Annotated in this window: 24 protein-coding genes; 21 read left to right on the top strand and 3 right to left on the bottom strand. The window is 43.2% G+C overall.

The window, feature by feature from the left end; genetic code table 11:
- Nucleotides 1–17 precede the first annotated feature (17 nt).
- The 6 genes from dtd to QPK24_RS18895 all read left to right on the top strand — a co-directional run bounded on the left by dtd (nucleotide 18) and on the right by QPK24_RS18895 (nucleotide 4,456).
- A complete protein-coding gene (gene dtd / locus QPK24_RS18920) occupies nucleotides 18–461 on the top strand; it encodes a D-aminoacyl-tRNA deacylase (RefSeq protein ID WP_213534358.1) in 444 nt (147 codons plus the stop codon).
- A gap of 109 nt (nucleotides 462–570) precedes the next feature.
- Nucleotides 571–738, top strand: a complete 168-nt coding sequence (locus QPK24_RS18915) for a hypothetical protein (RefSeq protein WP_213534356.1) — start codon at nucleotides 571–573, stop codon at nucleotides 736–738.
- A 177-nt stretch (nucleotides 739–915) separates the two neighbouring features.
- Nucleotides 916–1,422 carry a type 1 glutamine amidotransferase domain-containing protein gene (locus QPK24_RS18910; RefSeq protein WP_213534354.1) on the top strand — a complete coding sequence of 169 codons (507 nt, stop codon included), beginning with the start codon at nucleotides 916–918 and terminating at the stop codon, nucleotides 1,420–1,422.
- Between the two features lie 99 nt (nucleotides 1,423–1,521).
- Entirely contained in the window at nucleotides 1,522–1,971 is a 450-nt protein-coding gene (locus tag QPK24_RS18905; RefSeq protein ID WP_285743807.1) for a hypothetical protein, read from the top strand.
- 782 nt (nucleotides 1,972–2,753) lie between these two features.
- Nucleotides 2,754–3,998: a histidine--tRNA ligase gene (gene hisS, locus QPK24_RS18900; protein ID WP_285743805.1), complete on the top strand. Its 1,245-nt coding sequence runs from the start codon at nucleotides 2,754–2,756 to the stop codon at nucleotides 3,996–3,998.
- Between the two features lie 323 nt (nucleotides 3,999–4,321).
- Nucleotides 4,322–4,456, top strand: a complete 135-nt coding sequence (locus QPK24_RS18895; protein WP_285743803.1) for a hypothetical protein — start codon at nucleotides 4,322–4,324, stop codon at nucleotides 4,454–4,456.
- Between the two features lie 173 nt (nucleotides 4,457–4,629).
- On the opposite strand, the gene QPK24_RS18890 is transcribed toward QPK24_RS18895, so the two are convergent.
- Complete coding sequence (locus tag QPK24_RS18890; RefSeq protein WP_285743801.1) at nucleotides 4,630–4,785, bottom strand: hypothetical protein; 156 nt, start codon at nucleotides 4,783–4,785, stop codon at nucleotides 4,630–4,632.
- A 120-nt stretch (nucleotides 4,786–4,905) separates the two neighbouring features.
- Between QPK24_RS18890 and aspS the strand changes: the two genes are divergently transcribed.
- From aspS to QPK24_RS18870, 4 genes are all read left to right on the top strand, one after another.
- Complete coding sequence (gene aspS, locus QPK24_RS18885) at nucleotides 4,906–6,684, top strand: aspartate--tRNA ligase (protein ID WP_160034417.1); 1,779 nt, start codon at nucleotides 4,906–4,908, stop codon at nucleotides 6,682–6,684.
- A 22-nt stretch (nucleotides 6,685–6,706) separates the two neighbouring features.
- Nucleotides 6,707–7,459, top strand: a complete 753-nt coding sequence (locus QPK24_RS18880) for a tRNA threonylcarbamoyladenosine dehydratase (protein WP_285743798.1) — start codon at nucleotides 6,707–6,709, stop codon at nucleotides 7,457–7,459.
- Between the two features lie 113 nt (nucleotides 7,460–7,572).
- The gene (locus QPK24_RS18875) at nucleotides 7,573–8,874 is read left to right on the top strand and encodes an NCS2 family permease (protein ID WP_285743796.1); all 1,302 of its coding nucleotides are present in this window, start codon (nucleotides 7,573–7,575) and stop codon (nucleotides 8,872–8,874) included.
- Between the two features lie 238 nt (nucleotides 8,875–9,112).
- Entirely contained in the window at nucleotides 9,113–11,281 is a 2,169-nt protein-coding gene (locus QPK24_RS18870) for a HelD family protein (RefSeq protein ID WP_285743794.1), read from the top strand.
- 109 nt (nucleotides 11,282–11,390) lie between these two features.
- On the opposite strand, the gene QPK24_RS18865 is transcribed toward QPK24_RS18870, so the two are convergent.
- On the bottom strand, nucleotides 11,391–11,912 hold the full coding sequence (locus QPK24_RS18865; protein WP_285743792.1) for a hypothetical protein: 522 nt from the start codon (nucleotides 11,910–11,912) through the stop codon (nucleotides 11,391–11,393).
- A 233-nt stretch (nucleotides 11,913–12,145) separates the two neighbouring features.
- On the opposite strand from QPK24_RS18865, the gene QPK24_RS18860 reads away from it, so the two are divergent.
- The 6 genes from QPK24_RS18860 (at nucleotide 12,146) to QPK24_RS18835 (ending at nucleotide 16,274) form a co-directional block, all read left to right on the top strand.
- Entirely contained in the window at nucleotides 12,146–12,337 is a 192-nt protein-coding gene (locus QPK24_RS18860) for a hypothetical protein (protein ID WP_160034426.1), read from the top strand.
- Nucleotides 12,338–12,385: 48 nt separating this feature from the next.
- On the top strand, nucleotides 12,386–13,705 hold the full coding sequence (locus QPK24_RS18855; protein ID WP_285743790.1) for a replication-associated recombination protein A: 1,320 nt from the start codon (nucleotides 12,386–12,388) through the stop codon (nucleotides 13,703–13,705).
- Nucleotides 13,706–13,792: 87 nt separating this feature from the next.
- The gene (gene crcB, locus QPK24_RS18850; protein WP_285743788.1) at nucleotides 13,793–14,197 is read left to right on the top strand and encodes a fluoride efflux transporter CrcB; all 405 of its coding nucleotides are present in this window, start codon (nucleotides 13,793–13,795) and stop codon (nucleotides 14,195–14,197) included.
- A complete protein-coding gene (crcB, locus tag QPK24_RS18845; RefSeq protein ID WP_285743785.1) occupies nucleotides 14,194–14,577 on the top strand; it encodes a fluoride efflux transporter CrcB in 384 nt (127 codons plus the stop codon). The genes crcB (QPK24_RS18850) and crcB (QPK24_RS18845) overlap by 4 nt, the downstream gene beginning before the upstream one ends.
- Before the next feature lie 132 nt (nucleotides 14,578–14,709).
- Entirely contained in the window at nucleotides 14,710–15,399 is a 690-nt protein-coding gene (locus QPK24_RS18840; protein WP_285742199.1) for a helix-turn-helix domain-containing protein, read from the top strand.
- Between the two features lie 20 nt (nucleotides 15,400–15,419).
- Complete coding sequence (locus QPK24_RS18835) at nucleotides 15,420–16,274, top strand: IS3 family transposase (protein ID WP_320416928.1); 855 nt, start codon at nucleotides 15,420–15,422, stop codon at nucleotides 16,272–16,274.
- Nucleotides 16,275–16,405: 131 nt separating this feature from the next.
- Here QPK24_RS18835 and mnmA read toward each other — a convergent pair whose 3' ends face one another.
- Nucleotides 16,406–17,536: a tRNA 2-thiouridine(34) synthase MnmA gene (gene mnmA / locus QPK24_RS18830; RefSeq protein ID WP_407082927.1), complete on the bottom strand. Its 1,131-nt coding sequence runs from the start codon at nucleotides 17,534–17,536 to the stop codon at nucleotides 16,406–16,408.
- A 278-nt stretch (nucleotides 17,537–17,814) separates the two neighbouring features.
- Between mnmA and cymR the strand changes: the two genes are divergently transcribed.
- The 5 genes from cymR to QPK24_RS18805 all read left to right on the top strand — a co-directional run bounded on the left by cymR (nucleotide 17,815) and on the right by QPK24_RS18805 (nucleotide 21,673).
- On the top strand, nucleotides 17,815–18,234 hold the full coding sequence (gene cymR, locus QPK24_RS18825) for a cysteine metabolism transcriptional regulator CymR (RefSeq protein WP_285743781.1): 420 nt from the start codon (nucleotides 17,815–17,817) through the stop codon (nucleotides 18,232–18,234).
- A 77-nt stretch (nucleotides 18,235–18,311) separates the two neighbouring features.
- Nucleotides 18,312–19,400: a cysteine desulfurase family protein gene (locus QPK24_RS18820; RefSeq protein WP_285749439.1), complete on the top strand. Its 1,089-nt coding sequence runs from the start codon at nucleotides 18,312–18,314 to the stop codon at nucleotides 19,398–19,400.
- 155 nt (nucleotides 19,401–19,555) lie between these two features.
- A complete protein-coding gene (locus tag QPK24_RS18815; protein WP_285743779.1) occupies nucleotides 19,556–20,077 on the top strand; it encodes a PRC-barrel domain-containing protein in 522 nt (173 codons plus the stop codon).
- Nucleotides 20,078–20,088: 11 nt separating this feature from the next.
- On the top strand, nucleotides 20,089–20,298 hold the full coding sequence (locus tag QPK24_RS18810; protein WP_160034442.1) for a hypothetical protein: 210 nt from the start codon (nucleotides 20,089–20,091) through the stop codon (nucleotides 20,296–20,298).
- A 304-nt stretch (nucleotides 20,299–20,602) separates the two neighbouring features.
- On the top strand, nucleotides 20,603–21,673 hold the full coding sequence (locus QPK24_RS18805; protein ID WP_213534326.1) for an AI-2E family transporter: 1,071 nt from the start codon (nucleotides 20,603–20,605) through the stop codon (nucleotides 21,671–21,673).
- The last annotated feature ends 625 nt before the right edge of the window (nucleotides 21,674–22,298 follow it).

Genomic DNA, 22,298 nt, shown 5'->3' with positions numbered 1-22,298 from the left:
TAAGGGGTATGTAAATAGTGAAAGTGATTATCCAGCGTTGCAGCAGCGCTAAAGTTACGGTGGACGACGATATTATTGGCAAGATTGATCAAGGTCTTATGCTTCTTGTGGGTGTTACTCATGAAGACGAGGAGAAAGATGCAGATTATTTGGCTGAAAAGATTGCAGGCCTGCGTATTTTTGAAGACGAATCCGGGAAAATGAATCACAGTGTTCTTGATGTACAAGGGGCTATTTTATCAGTTTCCCAGTTTACGCTATACGCAGATACACGCAAAGGAAAACGACCAAACTTCATGGCTGCAGCGAAGCCAGATGTAGCTGAACCATTGTATGAATACTTTAACGAGCAGTTAAGAAAAAAAGGGCTGCGAGTGGAGACTGGAAAGTTCGGAGCTATGATGGATGTGTCACTCACAAACGACGGCCCTGTTACTTTGATACTAGAAAGTAAAGTGTGAGAATGCTTTGGAAGTTTGTTTAAAGAACGACCCTGACTAATATGAAAAGGACCTGGACATACTAGGAGATATACCTGAAATGATCCGCTAAAAAGAAGGTGCTTTTCTTATGCGTCAATCTTTTAAACAAGCGAATATGAGTTACTCCTCTTTACTTCTGCCGAGCAGTGTTTCGGAAGCGATGCACCTTGCCAGGCAGGCATCAAGCAATCTACCGGCTTTTTTTGAAACAAGACAATTGGATAAACCGGCGAGAGAAAATATGCCTCGTCCTTAGAAGTTATTGCGATCCTCCTGATTGGCTGTTAAATCTCAGTCAACCAAGGGGATCGCTTTTTTTGGTGCAATGTTATGAAGAGAATACGACCAAGTATTTTTACCCTACATGTTATAAAAACGGCATAGCAGGGTAATTACATTTCGAGGCACATTAGCCAGAAAGGAGACGATATCGATGAGTAAAATCGCATTTTTATTAGCAGACCAATTTGAAGATTCCGAGATGAAGGTACCTTACGATGAGGTGAAAAAAGCAGGACACGAAGTCGTTATTGTCGGACTTGAAGCAGGTAAAACCGTTAAAGGGAAACAAGAGAAAGCAGAATATAAAGTGGACAAAGCAATTGCGGATGTGAAAGCAAGTGACTTTGATGGCGTAGTCATTCCAGGCGGTTCTTCTCCAGAAGGACTAAGAGGTGATGAGAACATATTGAATTTTGTGAAAGAAATTAATCAATCGAAAAAACCAATCGCAGCGATCTGCCATGGTCCACAAATTTTAGCGAGTGCAGATCTGTTGTCCGGTCGGACCATTACTTCCTATCCACCGCTGAAGGATGACATGGTTAATGCAGGCTCTACATTCGTGGATAAAGAAGTAGTCGTGGATGGTAACTTCATTACTTCCCGTACACCAGAAGATGAACCCGCATTTGTTCGTGAAATTCTAAAAGCGATTTAATCAAATCAATTTTTAATACCTAACAAAGTTGATTCAATGATTTTATTTAATAAAGAATATCAGTTTACCTGGGAACATCATTCTAAAGGAGGGTTTGTCATGTCAAAGAGGATACAAGCGTATTTTAGAACGGAAGATGAAGCAGAAGGGGCAAGAACTTCTCTGCAGGTCTATGCGACAGAACAGCTTGAGGTTGGTGCGCTAGAATCTGCAATAGGAAGGGAAAGGCATATCCTACTCCCCTTCGTACCGAATAGCGCAGGTTCGGGCGCAGCAAGCGGAACGGGAGGAGTTGGGGTAACAGGCACAGGAGGATCAGCTCAAGGCTTACCTATCGTACCTGTTATTACAGATGAGGACCCTAAGGAAGTAGTTTCTGCAGACGTCAACGGTAACCGGGAAGGCGGTATTCTAAATGCGGAGGATGTATCATCAGCAGATCTTGGCGACCTCCGGTATGTGCTTTCTTGTAAGGTGAACGATGAAGAATATAATGATGTAGTCAACAAAATTCGCCAAAACGGCGGTTATGTAGAATCTTTTGAATAACAATAATTTTATTAAGACAACAAGAGCTTTTTCCCAGGGGAAAGGGCTCTTGTTTTGTTATGATTTTTATTATGGGTTATCTTTATGATAGGTATAGGAATCGACAAACAAATGAAGCGCTTTCACAATTGTAACATACTTGTAATATAAACAACATCGTTCGTTAATATGTGCTGTTTATAATAACAGCATGACCCCCTTTTTTAATATATTTTTCTTTTAACCTACAAACCGTTTTTGTAGGTTTTTTTCTGTCTTTTTTAAAATTGATCAACACAATATTTTTAATTGATCAACATCATAAGGAGTTTTAAAATGGATATCTCTCACCTGTGGTGTAAATTTATGATGTGAAATGCTTGACTTTGAGGTATGGGTTCATTACAATCGAACAATAATAGGTAATATAAATGATTCGATGACAGGACCAAGTACTCCGTGCCCCACATGCCTAGAGATGAATCCCTTTGGCTGGAAGGATTCTCATGATGACCGGACGAATGACTTCCTCGAGAACGAGTGGCGAAAGAAAGAATCCTAGATGGGTTTTTGTTTGAGTAGCCATTACGCGCTGACGAGCGTTACACGTTGAAGCGAAAGCAATGGCTGGTTTTGTTCATGCCTGTATAAAGAGTATGTAATAGGTCATCTTTCGAAATGTGGGTGGTACCACGGTAGATTCTTGCGATTCAGCAATCTCTCGTCCCTGTTTCAGTAATGAAACAGTGCGAGGGATTTTTTTGTTGTATAAAGATTGATTAGGATGCAGTGGAGGGATGAGAATGGCTTTTCAAAAACCGACAGGAACTCAGGATTTGTTACCAGGTGTCGTAGAAAAGTGGCAGTATGTCGAAGAGAAAGCAAGGGATCTCTGCAGACGGTTTAACTACCGCGAAATTCGTACTCCGATTTTTGAACAAACGAACTTGTTCGAACGTGGAGTGGGAGAAACAACGGATATTGTTGAAAAAGAAATGTACACGTTCCGTGATAAAGGGGATCGCAGTATGACACTTCGTCCCGAAGGAACAGCGGGTGTCGTTCGTTCTTATGTAGAGAACAAGTTATATGGAGAACCGGATGTAACCAAATTGTATTACACCGGACCTATGTTCCGTTATGAGCGTCCGCAAGCGGGCCGCCAGCGTCAATTTCACCAGTTTGGTGTTGAGGTGTTCGGAGCGGTAGATCCTGCGATTGATGCAGAGGTTATTGCGCTTGGATATCAGTTCTGCCGTGAACTTGGACTTCAGGGCGTTAGCGTAGAGCTAAACTCTGTAGGAAATGCAGAGAGCCGCGCTGCGTATCGTGAGACTTTGCTTGGCTTCCTTAATCCAATGAGAGATACCTTGTGTAAGGATTGTCAATCTCGGATGGAGCGTAACCCGCTTCGTGTCCTGGATTGCAAAGTGGATCAGGATAAATTTACAGATGCACCTTCTATTTTAGATAGTCTTACTGAAGAGGAAATGACTCATTTCAAAAAAGTGCAACAATACTTGGATGAAATCGAGATTCCATATACACTCAATCACCGTTTAGTAAGAGGTTTAGATTACTACACCATGACGGCGTTTGAACTGAAAGCCGAAGGAATTGGGGCGATTGATACCATTGGCGGAGGCGGAAGATATAACGGTCTGGTGGCTGGTATAGGAGGTCCCGATCAGCCAGGTATTGGTTTTGGTATCGGACTGGAAAGAATCATACTTATCCTAGATAAACAGGGAGTAGATTTGCAGGCGGTTAAACCACTTGATGTTTATTTTGTAGCTTTAGGCGAGGCTGCTGAGCTTGAAGTAGGGAAACAAATCTTCAAACTGCGTCAAGCAGGTTTCAGTGCAGAACGAGATTATTTGGGGCGTAAAATGAAAGCTCAAATGAAATCTGCCGATCGCTTAAAAGCACGTTACACTGCTATTCTTGGTGATGACGAACTTGAGCGCGGAGAAATTGCGATCAAGTCGATGGAAACCGGTGAGCAACAAGTTGTAAAACTAACAGATATCGAATCCGTATTACGTTAGAAGTTACAACAACTTTATATACAGCCCTATGCGATGCAGGGCAGAGCACGCCGCAGGCTAAAGATCTGAATCACTTGCCTTTACTGCCCCAAGCGAAGCAGGGCAGAACACGCCGCAGGCTAAAGGTCTAAGTCACTTGATCTTCACTGCCCCAAGCGAAGCAGGGCAGAGCATGCCGCAGGCTAAAGGTCTGAATCACTTGCCCTTACTGCTCCAAGTGAAGCAGGGCAGAGCACGCCGCAGGCTAAAGGTCTAAGTCACTTGCTCTTACTGCCCCAAGCGAAGCAGGGCAGCACACGCCGCAGGCTAAAGGTCTAAGTCACTTGCCCTTACTGCCTCAAGCGAAGCAGGGGCAGAGCACGCCGCAGGCTAAAGGTCTAAGTCACTTGCCTTTACTGCCTCAAGCGAAGCAGGGGCAGAGCACGCCGCAGGCTAAAGGTCTAAGTCACTTGCCTTAACTGCTCCAAGCGAAGCAGGGCAGAGCACGCCGCAGGCTAAAGGTCTAAAACACTTGCCCTTACTGCCCTAAGCGAAGCAGAGCAGGACACGCCGCAGGCTAAAAAGGTTTGAATCACTTGCCCTAACTGCCCCAAGCGAAGCAGGGCAGAACACGCCGAAGGCTACAGGGGTTTTAAACTCTTTTAGATAGTTTTACCGCGGCTCGAGCAAAGCTGAGCAGTGTACCAGCCGAAGGCGTATTCAGCGCATGGAAGCTGCGTCTTGTGTATTTGCAAAGCAAGTACGCAAGACAAGCAGCGACTCCTTCCACAAACGTAAGTTTTTTCAACCATCCACTACCTGAGATCAGTTCGCTAGTTCCGGGTGTCCAGAGGGCAGCGCCTTCTGGGGTCCTCCCTGTCAGGGAGGATTTAGGTGGGTGCATTATAACTATAAGGGAGCAATCACAATGAAAAGAAGTCATTATTGCGGTACACTGACGACCGAACATATTGGACAAACGGTTACACTAAACGGATGGGTACAAACTCGCCGTGACTTGGGAGGCGTCCTTTTTATTGACCTGCGTGACCGCAGTGGTATCGTACAGGTTGTATTTAACCCGGCATATTCAGGAGAAGCACTGAATATTGCAGATCGCGTTCGTTCCGAGTATGTTATTGCCGTATCAGGAACCGTAGTGAAACGGGATGAAGAAACCGTTAACGCAAACTTGCCGACAGGGCAAATTGAAGTGCAAATCACAGAAATTGAAGTACTGAATGCAGCCAAAACACCTCCATTTTTCATTGAAGATGGAATTGAAGTAGATGAGTCTCTGCGACTCAAATATCGCTATATGGACCTTCGTCGTCCTGAAATGCAAAAAACGCTTAAACTGCGTTCAAAAGCAGCAAAAGTATTCCGTGACTTTTTAGACGGGCAAGACTTCGTTGAAGTAGAAACACCGATTCTGACGAAAAGTTCACCAGAAGGTGCACGTGACTACTTGGTACCAAGCCGTGTGCATGATGGGGAGTTCTTCGCTCTTCCACAATCTCCACAAATCTACAAACAGCTGTTAATGGTGAGCGGACTTGAGCGTTACTACCAAATCGCTCGTTGTTTCCGTGACGAAGATCTTCGTGCGGACCGTCAACCTGAATTTACACAAGTCGATATCGAAACTTCCTTCTTGCAGCAGGATGATCTGCTTCCGATGATGGAAGAACTCATGGTTCAATTGTTCCGTGAAACCAAAGGAATTGAACTGGAGACTCCTTTCCAGCGTATTACGTATGCTGACGCGATGGGCAAATACGGTTCAGATAAACCAGATCTTCGCTTCGGACTGGAACTGGTAGAAATGAATGATATTGTATCCACAAGCGGAGTGAAAGTATTTGCTTCTGTCATTGAAAAAGGCGGAGAAGTAAAATGCTTAAACGCAAAAGGCTGCGGTACTTGGACACGTAAAGAGATCGACGATCTTGGACCTTATGCAGCTCGTTATGGAGCTAAAGGGCTTGCATGGATTCAAGTAAAAGAAGGGGAATTCAAAGGACCTATTGTAAAATTCATGTCCCCTGAAGAAATTGAAGCAATTAGAGAACGTACAGGTGCAGAAGATGGAGACTTGCTGTTATTCTCCGCGGATAACAAAAAAGTGGTAGCGGATGTACTCGGAGCACTTCGATTGAAAATCGGCCGTGATCTGGGTCTGATTGATGACAACAAATTCAAGTTTGCTTGGGTCGTAGACTTCCCACTCCTCGGCTATGATGAGGATGAAAAACGTTATGTAGCGGAACACCATCCGTTCACACGTCCAAAAGACGAAGACCTTCACCTGTTCGATACAGATCCAGGTCAGATTCGTGCTCAAGCTTATGACCTTGTACTTAACGGTTATGAAGTAGGCGGCGGTTCCATGCGTATCTACAAACGTGACGTTCAAGAGAAAATGTTTAATGCAATTGGCTTATCTCCAGAAGAAGCAAATGATAAGTTTGGATATCTGATGGAAGCATTTGAATATGGTACACCACCACACGGCGGGATTGCGTTTGGATTTGACCGTCTGGTTATGCTTCTTGCAGGCCGCACAAACTTGCGTGAAACGATTGCTTTCCCGAAAACAGCAAGCGCAACAGATCTGCTGATGAACGCGCCTTCCGAGGTAGATGCGAAACAACTCGAACAACTTCATATTCGAGTGGCACGTAAGGTCAAAGCAGAAAAGAATTAAGTAAGGGGGACAAAAAGTCACCATGCTACATCAATTTTCTAGAACAGAACTTGCCATTGGAGCAGAAGGCCTCGACAAACTCAAGAACAGCACAGTAGCTGTTCTTGGAATCGGGGGCGTAGGTTCTATGGCTGTTGAAGCCTTGGCGAGATCTGGAGTTGGACGGATTATTCTAATTGATAAAGATGTCGTGGATATTACGAATATTAATCGTCAAATTCACGCACTGACCACAACAATTGGCCAGAAAAAAGCAGATCTTATGGTAGATCGGGTAAAACTCATCAATCCAGAATGTGATGCTATCGCACTAAATATGTTCTACACGGACGAAACCTATGAAGAACTTTTTAAATATGATCTGGATTATGTACTGGATGCATCTGATACGATTATCTACAAAATCCATCTGATTAAAGAATGCCGTAAGAGAGGCATTCCGATGATCTCTAGTATGGGCGCAGCAAATAAAATGGATCCAACCAAATTCGAGATTGCAGATATTTCCAAAACCTCAATGGACCCCATTGCAAGAGTGATTCGCAATAAGCTTCGTAAAGAAGAAGGGATTAAAAAAGGAGTGAAGGTCGTTTTCTCTACCGAACAACCGATCAAGCCGCGTCAAGATGTGACTGAGAAGATTGTTCCTGAAAATGCACCTGAAATTCGTAAAGCAAAGCAGCCTCCGGCTAGCAATGCTTATGTCCCTCCTGTAGTTGGACTTATCATGGTCAGTGAAGCGATTCGTGATCTACTCGCTGACATTTCTGTGTAATGTAAGAGGACTATGTACAAACTAGATTTATCCGCGTGAACACTTAACGCTTGGTGTTCACGCTTTTCTATGTCTATAGGGTGAATGTGAGGAAAGGAAAGAGGAACATAAACATGAAGCAAAATGGCTGGGCTCGTTCTTTCGGAATGAGGCAGGATGATGTAGTGAAGAAAGAAATAGGTGCGGGAATCATCTCGTATTTTGCCATTGTGTATATCGTAATGGTGAATGCTTCTATTCTGGCGGATGCGGGAATGCCGCTGCAGGCAGCAATGGTAGGTACGCTTCTGACTTCCATTGCAGGATGTTTACTGATGGCTTTTATCGGTAAATCACCTATTATTGTCGTTCCGGGTATGGGAATTAATGCATTTTTTACGTATACGCTTGTTCACTCTATGAATTTGAGCTGGCAAGAAGCACTTGCTGTAGTAACCGTAACTGGGATCTTATTTGCTGCGGTTGCTTTTACGAGTCTATATAAAGTGATCAGTGAGGCGATACCGCACAATCTGCAACATGGAATTACAGTAGGGATTGGACTCTTCCTTACGTTTATCGGGCTGCAGAAGAGCGGGATCGTGGTTGCACATCAAACGACTTTTGTTACGATCGGACATTTTGATGACCCAGGAGTGCTGACGGCCTGTATAACATTACTGCTCGCATTCGTTCTATTTGTTCGGAATGTGCCTGGAGGTCTACTAATCAGTATGATATCAGGAACTGCTCTTGCTTATCTGCTGGGAGCTGCAGAACTTCCTGCACATATGATGTCGGCAGCAGAGCCTCTTCAGCAATATGGCCAGCTCTTCGCTGAATTGTCGTTCGGGGGACTTGTACAGTTATCTTTTTGGATTGCTGTGTTTTTACTGCTCCTTATTGTCGTTTTTGAGAACATTGGACTCATTGCATCTCACACGAGTATCATTGGCCGGCCTGAAACATTCCCTGGGAGTCTGCGTGCTCTATCCATTACAAATGTGTTTGCCGGTATCTTCGGAACCAGTCCTGTCGTAGCTGCTGCGGAAACAACGGCAGGGATCGCTGCTGGGGGAAGGTCTGGACTTACCTCGTTTACGACTGCTGTACTTTTCTGTGCGACCTTTTTCTTCATTCCTGTGCTCACCCTGATTCCAGATAGTGCCATCGCCCCCATTCTCATTGTGATCGGTGGACTTATGGTACAGAGCGTGAAAGATATGGATTTTTCTGAATACACGGAAGCTTTTCCGGCATTTTTAATTATGGTGATGATTCCGTTCACATACAGTATTGTAGATGGGATGGCTTTCGGCTTTATTGCATATCCCGTAGCCAAAATCGCTGCTGGAAAAGTAAAAGAAGTACCTAAAGTGATGTATGGAATTGCGGCTCTGTTTTTACTCAACTTTATTATTTATGCACTCTTGTGATTGAGTTTCATAACTCCTTTAAAGGTGCTGTGAAGTTGAATTTGTAAAATAAATAAGCAGTGAAATTTATAAATGGAAGCTTCGCCTTAAGTGGCAAGGCTTCTTTCTTTATGCAATGTAGAGACAGGTAAACAGAATAGCTTTTTTCCATCAATTGTGTTATATTGATACTCCTTTTGCGGTACGGATAAACGTTAAACGTCCGAATGCAAAAACCATTCTTAGGAGGTAACTGAACATGGAGGAAACGTTTCAAAGTGCCTATCAAGAAGAAGAACAGAGGCTAAAAAACACAATGAAGGAAGTAGACCGTCAGCTCGCTAAGTTTACGTCTATACCTGTGTATACAGGGCATGACTTTACAGAGCAAGTGCTTGAAGCAGGACGAGAAGAGCGCCGTCAGCGTCTTTCCAAAATTGTAAATGAGCCTTATTTCGGACGTCTTGATTTTGAAGAACAGGGCACGAACCAGATGAAGCCGCTGTACATTGGCAAGGTTGGTGTAGATCGGGAAGATTATACAGACCAGCCGCTCGTAATCGATTGGCGTGCCCCAATAGCAAGTCTTTTTTATTCCTTTACGGGGGGAGAAGGGCCTGCGGAGTATGAATCTCCAGAAGGGGTCGTAGAAGGACTTGTATATCTAAAACGAAATATTGTCATTAGACAACAAATTCTAGAACGTGTGGCAGATACCTATAATCGGGGGAGTGACCAGCCGGCTGTATCGGATGAGTTTCTCGTTTACCGGCTAGGTGAGAATAAAGATAATAAACTGCGTGACATTGTATCTACGATTCAGGCAGAACAGGACCGGATCATTCGGGCAGCACGAAATACTGCGCTGATCATACAAGGGGTGGCGGGAAGTGGTAAGACGACCGTTGCTTTGCATAGACTTGCTTTTTTACTCTATCAGTATAAGGAACAAGTATCTGCAGATAAAATGATCATATTCGCACCGAATAATATGTTCCTTGATTATATTTCTAATGTACTTCCTGAACTGGGTGTAGGAGATATTCAGCAGAGTACATTTTCGGACTGGGCTCTTCAAATGCTGAACCTTGATGTACGGCTTGCCGATACGGCAGAAACACTGGAATATTGGTTTGAGAGAGAAGGAGAACTGCCTGAGATAACGGATGAAGTCCCGGGCAGGTTTAAGGGTTCAATGAGATTCATGGACATCTTGCGCAGCTGTATAGAGCAGATGGAGATGACCTCAGTTCCTGATATGGATTTCTCTCCATGGGATGGGAAGGTGCTGCCGCGGGCAGAGATTATGAAATGGTTTGACGAGGAATATAAACCTTACCCTCTGGCTAAGCGTAAAGAACGGGTAATGGCCCGGATTCACCGCTGGATTGAGATGGAGCTGAAGAAGGCCCCTTCTGCAGCAGTGCAAAAAGAGAGAAAGAAAAAAGCGTCAGCAAGAGAAAAAGCATATGCAAATAAATGGCCAAAATACGAGCCGCTTACTTTGTACAAACATATATTTAAGGCAGCTAAAGGCGGAAGCGTCATTCCAGACGAAATACGAAAGCAGATTCCGCAATCAGTAATGAAATCGACGGCAGCCGATCTCAAGCAAAACGTGGTGCGAGAAGAGGACCTTCCTGCATTGGTTTACTTACACGTACTCGTCAATGAAATTTCAGGTGAACAGCGTTTTGATCATGTGGTTATTGATGAAGCACAAGATTTTTCGCCATTTCAGATTGCCTTATTGGATCTGTTTGTGAAAGGTCACTCGTTTACGATTCTTGGTGATTTATCACAAGGTATTCATGCATACCGGGGAGTTCACCGGTGGGAAGAGATGAGCCAGCTTTTTGCCGAAGAACATAACGATTACTTTGCGCTTACCCGCAGTTACCGATCCACCATGGAGATTATAGAGTTTGCGAATACGATTCTCGAAAAAGGGGTACAAAGCGGCATTACAGCGGTCCCTGTGTTCCGGAGCGGTGATGGGGTTAGGCTTATTGATTATGGAGAGGATTCAAGAAAAAATGCGCTCCAAAGGGCGATGCAGCATCTAATCGATAAGGATTATAGAACGGTTTCCATCGTGACTCGTACCCTTCATGAAGCAAAGGCATTATACGAGGAGCTGAAAACCGCTGGAGTAGAAGTGAATTTAATTGATGATGGGAAAAAACAGTACGAGGGCGGTTACTCTGTATTGCCTGTGTATTTATCCAAAGGGCTTGAATTCGACGCAGTGATTGTAGCTGACGCTGATCAGGATCATTATGGAAACAGCTCTTGGGATGCGAAACTGCTGTATGTAGGATGTACGCGCGCCCTCCACGAGTTGTGGCTTATGAATGGCAGTGAGCGTCCCGTCTACATGGAGCAAGAAGCAAAAGAAGTGGTAATACACGGCTGGCCAAGCGAATAAGCTGCCTCGTGCCTGAATGTCACTAATAAAAAAGCTGGAGGATCATAATTCTCATTGATGAGAGCTATGCATCGCCCTCAGCTTTTTTGTTTAGAGCTAAATGGCTTTCTTAGTCATTGTACTCATTCACCCGCGATTCATGGAGTGGGAGCAGGATGACTTGCTTCTTTTTATGTTGAAGTTCGTGGTGGTTAAAATAAAGCCGAATCAGATTTATGATCCATATGACAAGTAAATAAGAGTGGATTAATATGGTGAATATGACATCTGTAATAATGTGTTCTAGTGAGTCTGATCCGAGTTCTCTCAATAAGGGGATCGAGTCATGATAGATGAATGTAAAATAAATTTGTACAGCACTTGTTGCCATACCGAGAATTGAAGTGACTACATTTGCCCAAAAGCTCCTGATCTTGGAGGCAATCGTTTGATCTGTCAAAACAGCGTTTTTTAGCTCATGATATTCTCTCCTAAAATAGATCGATAAAAGTGTGACAGTTATGACAAGGCAAACAACGTAATGTAACATAAGGATTTCTTTATCATAGTGGTAAGACAGAATAAAACGTCCTAATAAAATGATATTAACGGATAGGACTGCAGTGATCGGATAATATTTTGAAATTTTCATAAAAGAGTCCCTCATTTATTTTGCTTAGATTGAATCAATTTCATAACTTATTAAAATGATGAATTTGTAACTATATATAGACAAACAAAACCATTTTGATCTATATATACCCCTGATTAAAGCGACTTAAGGTATTATGAAATTGATTCGATTAACTAATATTACCATATAAAAGAGGGTTTCAAGCAGCTGAACTGGAATGTAAAAAATAAGTATGTTATGGAGGTGTTCTCATGAGATGTGGCGCCAAACGTTACGTTGTGATTACAGAAGCAGGCGGTCAAACCAAAGAAACGATTGTAAAAGCAAGAACTGCCATAGAAGCAAGGAAAGTGATTCGTAAACAATATGGCCCCTCGGTTCCTATTCAGAATGTATATGTATTGCCAGAAGAACAAGTTCAAGAAGGCAGTATGTTATCATAGAAGATAGAGTATTAAAGGTCTTAAGTAAGTAAAGGAAGTGAATGCATCATGGATTTATTCTCGTTTAGTCAGGATTCAGAGCCAAAAGCAAGGCTTCTTGCTGACCGGATGCGGCCACAGAACCTAGATGAATATATTGGTCAGGAACATATCGTAGGTCCGGGAAAGCTGCTTAGACGAGCGATTGAAGCAGACCAGGTATCTTCCATTCTTTTGTATGGACCGCCTGGATGCGGAAAAACAACACTTGCTCACATTATTTCTCATCATACAAAGGGACATTTCGTTCGTCTTAATGCGGTTGATGCGACGGTTAAAGATGTTCGTGAAGTAATAGATCAAGCCCAGAATAACAAAGCAATGTATGGAACGAAGACAATCTTATTTCTGGATGAGGTTCATCGTTTTAACAGCTCAAGGCAGGATGCGCTTCTTCCTGCTGTTGAGAAAGGGACGATTATTTTTATCGGGGCAACAACGGAAAATCCTTTTCACTATGTAAATGGGGCCCTTCTCAGCCGTTCAACTTTGTTTCAGTTAGAATCTTTAACGAAGGAACATTCGTTAGCTGCGATGAGAAGAGCACTGCAGGACTCAGAAAAAGGGCTTGGATTCATGGATATTGCTGCCGATGAAGAAGCGCTTCTCCACATTGCCACGATGGCGAATGGGGATATTCGCAGAGCGCTGAATGCGCTTGAACTGGCGGCGCTCACTACGCCTCCCCGGCAGGATGGAACGGTGCATATTACGCTTGCGGTAGCGGAAGAGTCGATACGCCGGCCTATTGTCAAAGCGGACGAGTCAACCCAGTATGACGTTTTATCCGCCTTTCATAAAAGTATACGCGGATCAAGTGATGCCGCCTTATTTTGGTTTTTATACGCTGTAGAAAAGCTCGGTATGGATCCGATGGTATTTATCCGCAGACTGATTGCGGCATGCAGTGAAGATATTGGACTTGCTAGTCCGAGTGCAATGGTACAGGCTGTTGCTGCGCTGGATGCCTACCGAAATAACGGCTGGCCGGAAGCAAAGCTGAATATTGCGCAGGCTATATTATTTGCTGTGGAAAGTCCAAAATCGAACCGGGTATATACGGCGATTTCAAACGCGATGAATGCCATTGAGGAACTAAAGTCGGCTGATGTTCCTTTACATCTTAGAGATGGTCATTATAAAGGTTCTGTACAGCTTGGTCATGTCGGCTACCAATATCCGCATCATTTCCCAGGGCATTATGTAGAGCAGCAATACTTGCCTAAAGAAATTAGTAATTACGTTTTCTATGAAGCTTCGGAACAAGGAAATGAAGCAAAAATTAAGGTGAACCAGGACCGCAGGCGTATACGTAATCAAGGACGCTAACTGTAGAATGGAATTAAATCAGGATGGGCATAGAGAGATTTGTAATGGTTCTAGTCTAGCAATGTGTACAAGGAGAATTTCAGAGTTATGAGAGAACTGATATATGTAGGAGCAGGCGGTTTTCTGGGCACGATTCTTAGGTATGGAGTCCAGTCAGGGCTGGAGCCTGCATCTTCTAATTTTCCACTAGCGGTGCTGCTGATCAATTTAGTGGGATGTTTTTTTCTAGGGTGGTTTTTCACCGTTACCCCAGCGAAGTGGCGGATCTCTGCTGAATGGAGATTGCTTATCGGTACAGGATTTACGGGTGCATTTACTACCTTCTCTACTTTTTCGGTAGATAGTATTCATCTGTTGCAGGGGCGTCAAGTGGGACTAGCAGTAAGCTATATTTTGCTCAGTGTGGTTATGGGACTGCTTATGAGCTTTATCGGTATAAAAGCAGGGGAACGGATGACTTCCTCCCGCTATCCAGGGGAGAGTAAACGATGATTTGGTTAGCAGGATTGGGCGGAATTGCCGGAGCTATGATGAGATTTTCGTTAGGACGTTACATCATGAAAAGAGTAAACGATGATTCACCGCACCCATTTCCTTTGGGGACATGGGTTATTAATATCAGCGGATCGCTTTTGCTCGGTGTATTGTTCGCTTTATCGAAAGAAGGGTTGTTATCTTCTGTAGGGTGGGCACTGCTTGGCACTGGATTTTGCGGAGCGTATACCACGTTTTCCACATTCGGATATGAGACGATGCAGCTAATTACTGCTAATAAAATACGCAAAGCCTGCATGTATGTGATCAGTTCCGTTACGTTAGGGCTTATCGCTGCTTGGATCGGAATCTGGGGTGTCAGCCTCTTCATTCATTAAGGGATAGGATGGAGAAGATTTTGCTTATAGGCAGGAAAAAAGCCATCCTTCATGGTAATATGATACGCTCCCATCATAGTAGACAGTAGAAAAAACAAAACTTCTACCTCTATCATGATGGGAGTTTTTGTAATGTCTAAAAGAAGCCCAATTCCATATGAAATTAAGATTCAGGTTGTAAGACGTTGCCTGCAGCATGAATCCAATCCCAACTACGAGGCAAAACAACTGGGGATCCATAAAAGCACGGTTACCGAATGGATAAGAAAATATCAAGCAGGTGGAGTGGAAGGTTTAAAAAAATCGAAAGGTTGGAAAGCTTACTCCAAAGAGTTACGACTGGCGGCGATACAAGATGCACTTTCTGGTGAACACTCTGTACGATCAGTGGTGAAAAAGTACCATATTTCGAGTAAATCTGTGTTAGAGAGCTGGATTTCCAAGTATACTGAAGGGGCGAAAATGAAACCAACTCCGAAAAGGATGGGATCCCCTCATATGAATAAAGGACGGAAAACGACTTACGAAGAACGTATTGAAATTGCACAATTCACCATCGCCCATGATTTAGATTACCAGAAAGCCATCGACAAGTACGATGTCTCTTATCAGCAAGTCTACGCCTGGGTTCGTAAATATCAAACGAATGGTCACGAAGGGTTAAAAGACCTCCGAGGTCGTAAAAAACCGCTAGAGGAGCTAGATGAACAGGAAAGATTAAAGCTTCGGATTAAGGAACTCGAAGCGCGTAATGAGTACCTTGAAATGGAGAATGCACTCGCAAAAAAGTTGGCAGAGATCCGGCGAAGAAATACACACTAACCTACGTTCGGCATGCAGACATCTATCAAGCGATTAAGGAACTGCATGGCGAAAAGGGATATGCACTCACCAAGCTCTGTGAGCTCGCAGGAATCGCCCGATCTGCCTATTATAAGTGGCTGAAATGGACGCCATCCACCAGGGAACTCGAAAATCTTAAACTCGCCAAGGAAGTCAAGTGTCGCTATGACAAACGAAAAGGGATACTCGGTTATCGCCAAATGCGTATTCAGTTAAATCGCAAACTAAAAAAAGGCTACAACCGTAAACGCTATTACCGTATCATGCGCGCCCTTGAACTAAGGGCAGTGATTCGCAAAAAGCGGCCAAATTACGTGAAAGCTCCAGCCCTTCATATTGCAGAGAATGTCATGAACCGAAAATTCCAAGCGGATGCCCCTAACCAAAAGTGGTGCACCGATGTAACAGAATTAAAGTACGGAAATGGCCGTAAGGCCTATTTGAGTGCCATTATTGACGGATATGACAACTCCGTGGTGTCATGGGTACTCAGCCATTCCAATAACAATGAACTCGTTATGAATACAGTAAAGAAAGCTTACAAAAGGAACCCAGGTGCTAAGCCACTCTTGCACAGTGATAGAGGTTTTCAATACACCTCACATGAATACCAACGACTTCAAAAGAAATACAAGTTTAGAACAAGTATGTCTCGTGTAAGTCGGTGTTTGGACAACCAACCTATTGAGCGATTCTGGGGTACCTTTAAAACAGAAAGCTTTTATCTGGAGAAATACGATACATACGACAATCTCCTTCGTAGTGTAAGAACTTATATCCATTATTACAATAATTTTCGATACACCGAACGACTTAACGGCTTATCCCCTAACGAATATCGGCAAGCAGCATAACTAAGAAAAAATAATCCCCTCAGCTTTGATAACCGAGGGGATTGAACATTTATAATTTTGTTTTTTTATCTGTCTACTTGACAGGGTGCACTTCAATACATGAGGGATGGCTTATATTTTAGGATTCTATTTTATACCAGGATGTTAGACTCATACGGCACTTTTTCAACTTGATCAATCGTTCCGCCTCCAAGACATACATCACCATCATAGAATACAACGGCTTGTCCCGGGGTGATTGCCTTTTGCTGTTGATCAAAAGCAACATGAACCGTACCGTCTTCACGCCATGTCAAAGTAACACCTTGATCAGGCTGGCGATATCTGAACTTGGCAGTGCAATGGAATGGTTCCTTCGGTGTTTGATCGCTGCCCGCAATCCAGTTCACACTTGTCGCAATAAGTCCTGTTGAATACAGGCTTGGATGCTGATCACCTTGAACGACGTAAAGAATGTTCTTCTCCAGATCTTTGTCAGCTACAAACCAAGGTTGTCCGTTACCTGAACCACCGATTCCCAGACCTTGACGCTGACCGAGGGTGTAGTACATGAGTCCATCGTGACGGCCTTTTACTTCACCCGTCTCGATGTCCACCATGTCTCCGGATTTAGCTGGCAAATAACCAGAGAGGAATTCTTTGAAATTACGTTCACCTATAAAACATACGCCAGTACTGTCTTTTTTCTTGGCAGTATATAGACCTGCCTCCTCCGCTAAGCGACGAACTTCCGGTTTAGGAAGGTGCCCGATCGGGAACATCGCTTTAGAAAGTTGTTCTTGACTGAGGGCATTTAGGAAGTAAGTTTGATCCTTGTTATTGTCTACGCCGCGAAGAAGTGTGTATTTTCCATCTTCTTGAACGAGTCTTGCATAATGTCCTGTTGCGACATAATCTGCGCCAAGATCAAGCGCTTTGTTGAGAAATTCTCCGAACTTGATCTCGCGGTTACACATGACATCAGGATTCGGTGTCCGTCCGGACTTATATTCATCGAGGAAATAGGAGAATACTTTATCAAAATATTCTTTCTCGAAGTTAACTGTATAATAAGGGATATCCAGTTGTTCACAGACGCGGCGGACATCTTCCGCATCATCTTCTGCCGTGCAGTGTCCGAATTCATCGGTGTCGTCCCAGTTTTTCATGAAAATACCGATGACGTCGTAACCCTGCTCTTTGAGTAGCAGTGCTGTGACGGAGGAATCAACGCCTCCCGACATGCCGACGATGACGCGGGTGTTTTTGTTGTCGTTAGACATCGTCATCACCATCTTTAATTAGAATGTTTTTACGCGTTTTATTGTAACACATTCGTGGTTAACTTACGATAGAATGGAAAAGCTGTGTTTATGTCCTTCCAGGACGGACATTTTTACTATTATCGTCAAGGTTTATTTTCCATATTCACTGTTCTTATGTTACCATTATCACAGGGTTATGATCGGAATAGAGTGGATTGGTGAAATATAGAAATAGACAAAGAGACTTTTACTGATATAACAAACAAATGACTATAAATTAATGAGGTGTACCTACTTTGAAAATATCAACCAAAGGCCGTTATGGATTAACAATTATGATGGAACTCTCTGGTCGTTTTGGCGAAGGACCGACTTCACTGAAAAGTATTGCAGAGAAAAATCAACTTTCGGAACATTATCTAGAGCAACTCATCGCTCCGCTTCGTAATGCGGGACTTGTAAAAAGTATTCGCGGTGCGTACGGCGGATATATTTTAGCTCGTGAGCCTCACACGATTACAGCAGGAGACGTAATACGTGTACTTGAAGGACCGATTTCGCCGGTTGACTTTACAGAAGAAGATGATCCGGCAAAACGTGATTTATGGATCCGTATCCGAAACAGTATTGCGGATGTGCTTGATTCGACGACATTACAAGATCTTATCTCTTATAAAGAAAAATCCGACGCGGATAACTATATGTTCTATATTTAATGCGGGGTGAAAAGAAAGTGAATATCTACTTGGATCATGCTGCATCTACTCCTGTACATCCAGAAGTTGCCACTGCAATGTTTGAGGTAATGACTGGCCAGTTCGGTAACGCATCAAGCGTGCACGCTTTCGGGCGTGCCGCAAAGCGTTCCGTAAGTGAAGCTAGGGATAAGATGGCGGCTTATTTGGGCTCTTCTCCGGACGAGCTTGTTTTTACTTCGGGCGGAACTGAGAGTGATAACTTGGCCATCTTTGGCACAGTAGCTGCTGCGCAGCATAAAGGAAAACATATCATCACTAGTCAAATTGAGCACCATGCAGTGCTTCATGCTTGTAAGTCACTGGAGAAGCAAGGGTATGAAGTTACGTACCTCCCAGTTGATTCCTATGGAATGATCGACACAGCTGATGTAGAGGCAGCGATTAGACCAGACACGATTTTGATTAGCATTATGTATGTCAATAATGAAGTAGGCACAGTCCAAAATATAGAAGAGATTGGCCGGATTGCAAAAGCTCATGACATTCCTCTTCACGTGGATGCCGTGCAAGCACTCGGTTCTATTCCAATACACCTACACCAGTTGCCTGTAGATCTGATGAGTTTTTCCGCTCACAAAATTAATGGACCTCAAGGAATCGGACTGCTATATGTGCGCAAAGGAATAAAGCTTGAGCCGATGAACTATGGCGGGCTGCAGGAGAGAAAACGCCGTGCGGGAACAGAGAATCTGGCGGGAATCGTAGGTTTTGCTAAAGCACTGGAACTCTTGCAGAAGACGATGGAGCAGCGGATGTCACAGGATACGGCTCTGCGTCAATTTTTTATTGAAGAGCTGCAAAAAGAAGCAGGAGAAAAGGCAATCGTTGTCAACGGACATCCGCATCAAACGGTACCCCACATTGTGAATGTCAGTTTCCCAGAAGTGAAAACAGAAACGATGCTGATGAATTTGGATGTAGAAGGGATTGCTGCGGCAAGCGGCTCGGCTTGTACATCGGGTTCTCTTGAACGTTCTCATGTCCTTGAAGCTATGAATTTGCCAAAAGAAATTATGGATTCAGCGATTCGATTTAGCTTTGGTTTGGGTAATAGTAAAAAAGATTTGGAATATACAGCAAAAAAAGTTGGAACCATCCTGAAACGCCTGCGTAATAGAGCGTAAGGGTTTCCTTGTATAAGGACAAAGGAGGGATTATTACGTCTGTTGTCGCCAGCCTAAATGGAAAGGTATCTAATCTTAATATGTTTTCTTGTGCATACTAAGATCAGTATACGATTTCATAATTGACTCTAGGTGATGAAAGGGATAATCCTGTCATGAAATTTCAAGAAATGATTGGACTTGCTGTATTCGATATTGAAGAAGGCAAGAAGATCGGCAAAATTTGCGATTTTATTTTAACAACTGATTGGCAGCTTGCCGGAATTGAATTGGATGGAAGATCTCTTTTTTCTAAACAAGTCAAAACGGTGTCTTGGGAAGACATCCTTGCTTATGGCAACGATGCTGTAATGATTCGAAACAAACAGGCTGTCCGTAAAACGGAAGCTGACAACATAAAATATAGTTATTTAAAAGGACATCATAAACTCAGGGATATGACCGTGATGACGCAGGAAGGTCTGCAGCTCGGACGGATCACCGATGTTTATTTTGACCAAAAAATGGGGAAGAATATATTAGGACTTGAAATCAGTGATGGTTTTGTAATGGATCTGATGGAAGGTCGTAAATGGTTGCCTCGCACGGATGAAATGAAGATAGGTGAACATACAGTCGTAGTTCCTACGGCAAGCGAGCAGCATTTAGTAGATGCTATTCATTCTGTTAACGGATAGGTGGAAATGTAATGAAATGTCCAAATTGTAACTCAAAAGATATAGGTAAAATTGGTTCTCATCAATTCTATTGTTGGGGATGTTTTATAGAATTAAATGTGAACGGTGAAAAAATGTCGGTGTATCAAGTAGAAGAAGACGGTACACTGAGTTCTCTTGACGATCTTTTCTTTGGAGAAGAGATCGTTCAAGAATACCCAGGAATTCACCTTGCTCCTTAACCTTTGTTAATAACTTCCTCTATAAACGGTCTGGCACACTTTTGTCGCAAGTTGGACTTGATTGTAGTTTAGTACTTCTGATTAGAGGCAGGGGAAGGTACATAGGGGACGAAGACTTCAATATAATAGAATGCTTTTCTATATAGAAACACTTGCGCAGCTTGAGATCATTTTTTCGAGCTGTACAAGTGTTTTTGTATTTTTACAGAGGAGGCAAGCGGATTTCACCTCGATCTTCAGGATTAATTTATCCACTCATTACATATACTTACAAGGATAAGCCTGTCCGAGGAGGAAACTTACTGTGGAACAACTATCAAAAAACAAGCTGTTCCGTTACGGACTGCTCGTGCTGCTGGCCCTCGTCATTCTGTATTTTGTGTGGCTGCTGCGTCCCATGCTGCTAGGAATTTACGGTTTTTTAAAAGCCATATTTGCCCCTTTTCTAGTGGCATTAATCATTTCATATGTACTTAATCCGATTGTTTCTATGCTTGGAGGACGTAAAGTTCCGCGTACCATCGCCGTTCTGCTCATCTACGCTGTATTTCTGACATCTCTGGCTGTCATTTTGATGAATGTCATACCGATGTTTATTGAACAATTGGAGCAACTGAATGAACATTTGCCTGAGCTGAATATGCATGCTCAAAGCTTGCTGAATAATATGAACAGTAATCTTATTCCACCAGGCGTTCGTGTAGGGATTAATGGCTGGATGTATCAGATGGAGAATAAGCTGGCTTCCGGGATTTCTGTTTTTATGGATAATATCGGGGCTACCATCAGCACCATTTTCAATATTTTCATCGTACCTTTCTTAATCTTTTATATGCTTAAAGATTTTGATGTGATGGAAAAAGCCGTTGTTTCCTATTTACCCCGTACGCAGCGAAAATCGATTGTCATGCTTCTTAAAGAGATTGATACTGCCCTTGGTAATTATATAAGAGGACAATTTCTGGTGTGTATTATTGTGGGTGTGTTTGCCTATATTGGTTATATGGTGATCGGAATGCCTTACGCACTTATTCTAGCAAGTATGGTGAGTGTGTTTAACATCGTCCCCTATTTGGGACCATTTCTTGGGGCAGCACCTGCCGTAGTGATGGCTTCCACCATATCAGTGAAAATGTTGATCTTTGTCATTGTCGTAAATACACTATGCCAAATTCTCGAAAGTAATGTCATCTCGCCTCAGGTTGTGGGGAGAACGCTTCATTTACATCCATTGACCATTATTTTTGCCCTCCTCGTTGGGGGAGAACTGGCAGGCATTGTGGGGTTAATTCTGGCTGTTCCGGTCTTTGCGGTGTTAAAGGTGGTCTGCCAGCATTTCTTCTTGTACTATATCAAGCGTAAAACTATTGAGTAACGAGAAAATCAGGGGACTAAAAATAAAACTTGTTTATTCTCAGATATGCCTCTGCAAACGCTCTTTAATGGACCAGTGAAGTCTCAGTAAAGACGCAGTAAAGAACCTGATGAGCTCGGCCTGCTTGCATTGACACCATTCTGCTCTAAAGATATAATCGGATATATATGTATATCGTAAAATACAGTGATGAAATCAAGTACGTCAGGGTGTTTCTACAGAGAAGGGACTCCTACTATTTAAGGTACGAAGTGTTACCTTGGATAGCAGGCTGGAAGAGTCCTGAAATGAAGCGGCGGAAAGCTAATTTCGGAGTGCGGTTAAAAGCCGCCGGATGACCTCCGTTATCGGGTTCTAACAAGGCGATCGCCCGTTTTACTCTTTTGCTCAAGATATGCTTATTGCATAGCTTGCATTAGAATGTAATGGCGATAACCAGGGTGGTACCGCGAACTTCTCGTCCCTGAATTATTCAGGGGCGTTTTTTTGTTTTTCAGAAGATATGTTTTTCACAAGAGAAGTTCCGCTCGTTTTTGTGTCTGTTACTCCTGTTTTTTAGTATAGGGAGTAACCTTTTCAATCTTTATATTTTTTAGCCCGGTAGATTTGGGCATGAACTTAGCGT

This window comes from Paenibacillus polygoni (assembly GCF_030263935.1).
Classification (GTDB): Bacteria; Bacillota; Bacilli; order Paenibacillales; family Paenibacillaceae; genus Paenibacillus; species Paenibacillus polygoni.
The sequence above is the reverse complement of the archived record's forward strand: the minus strand, read 5'-3'. Positions and strand labels throughout refer to the sequence as shown.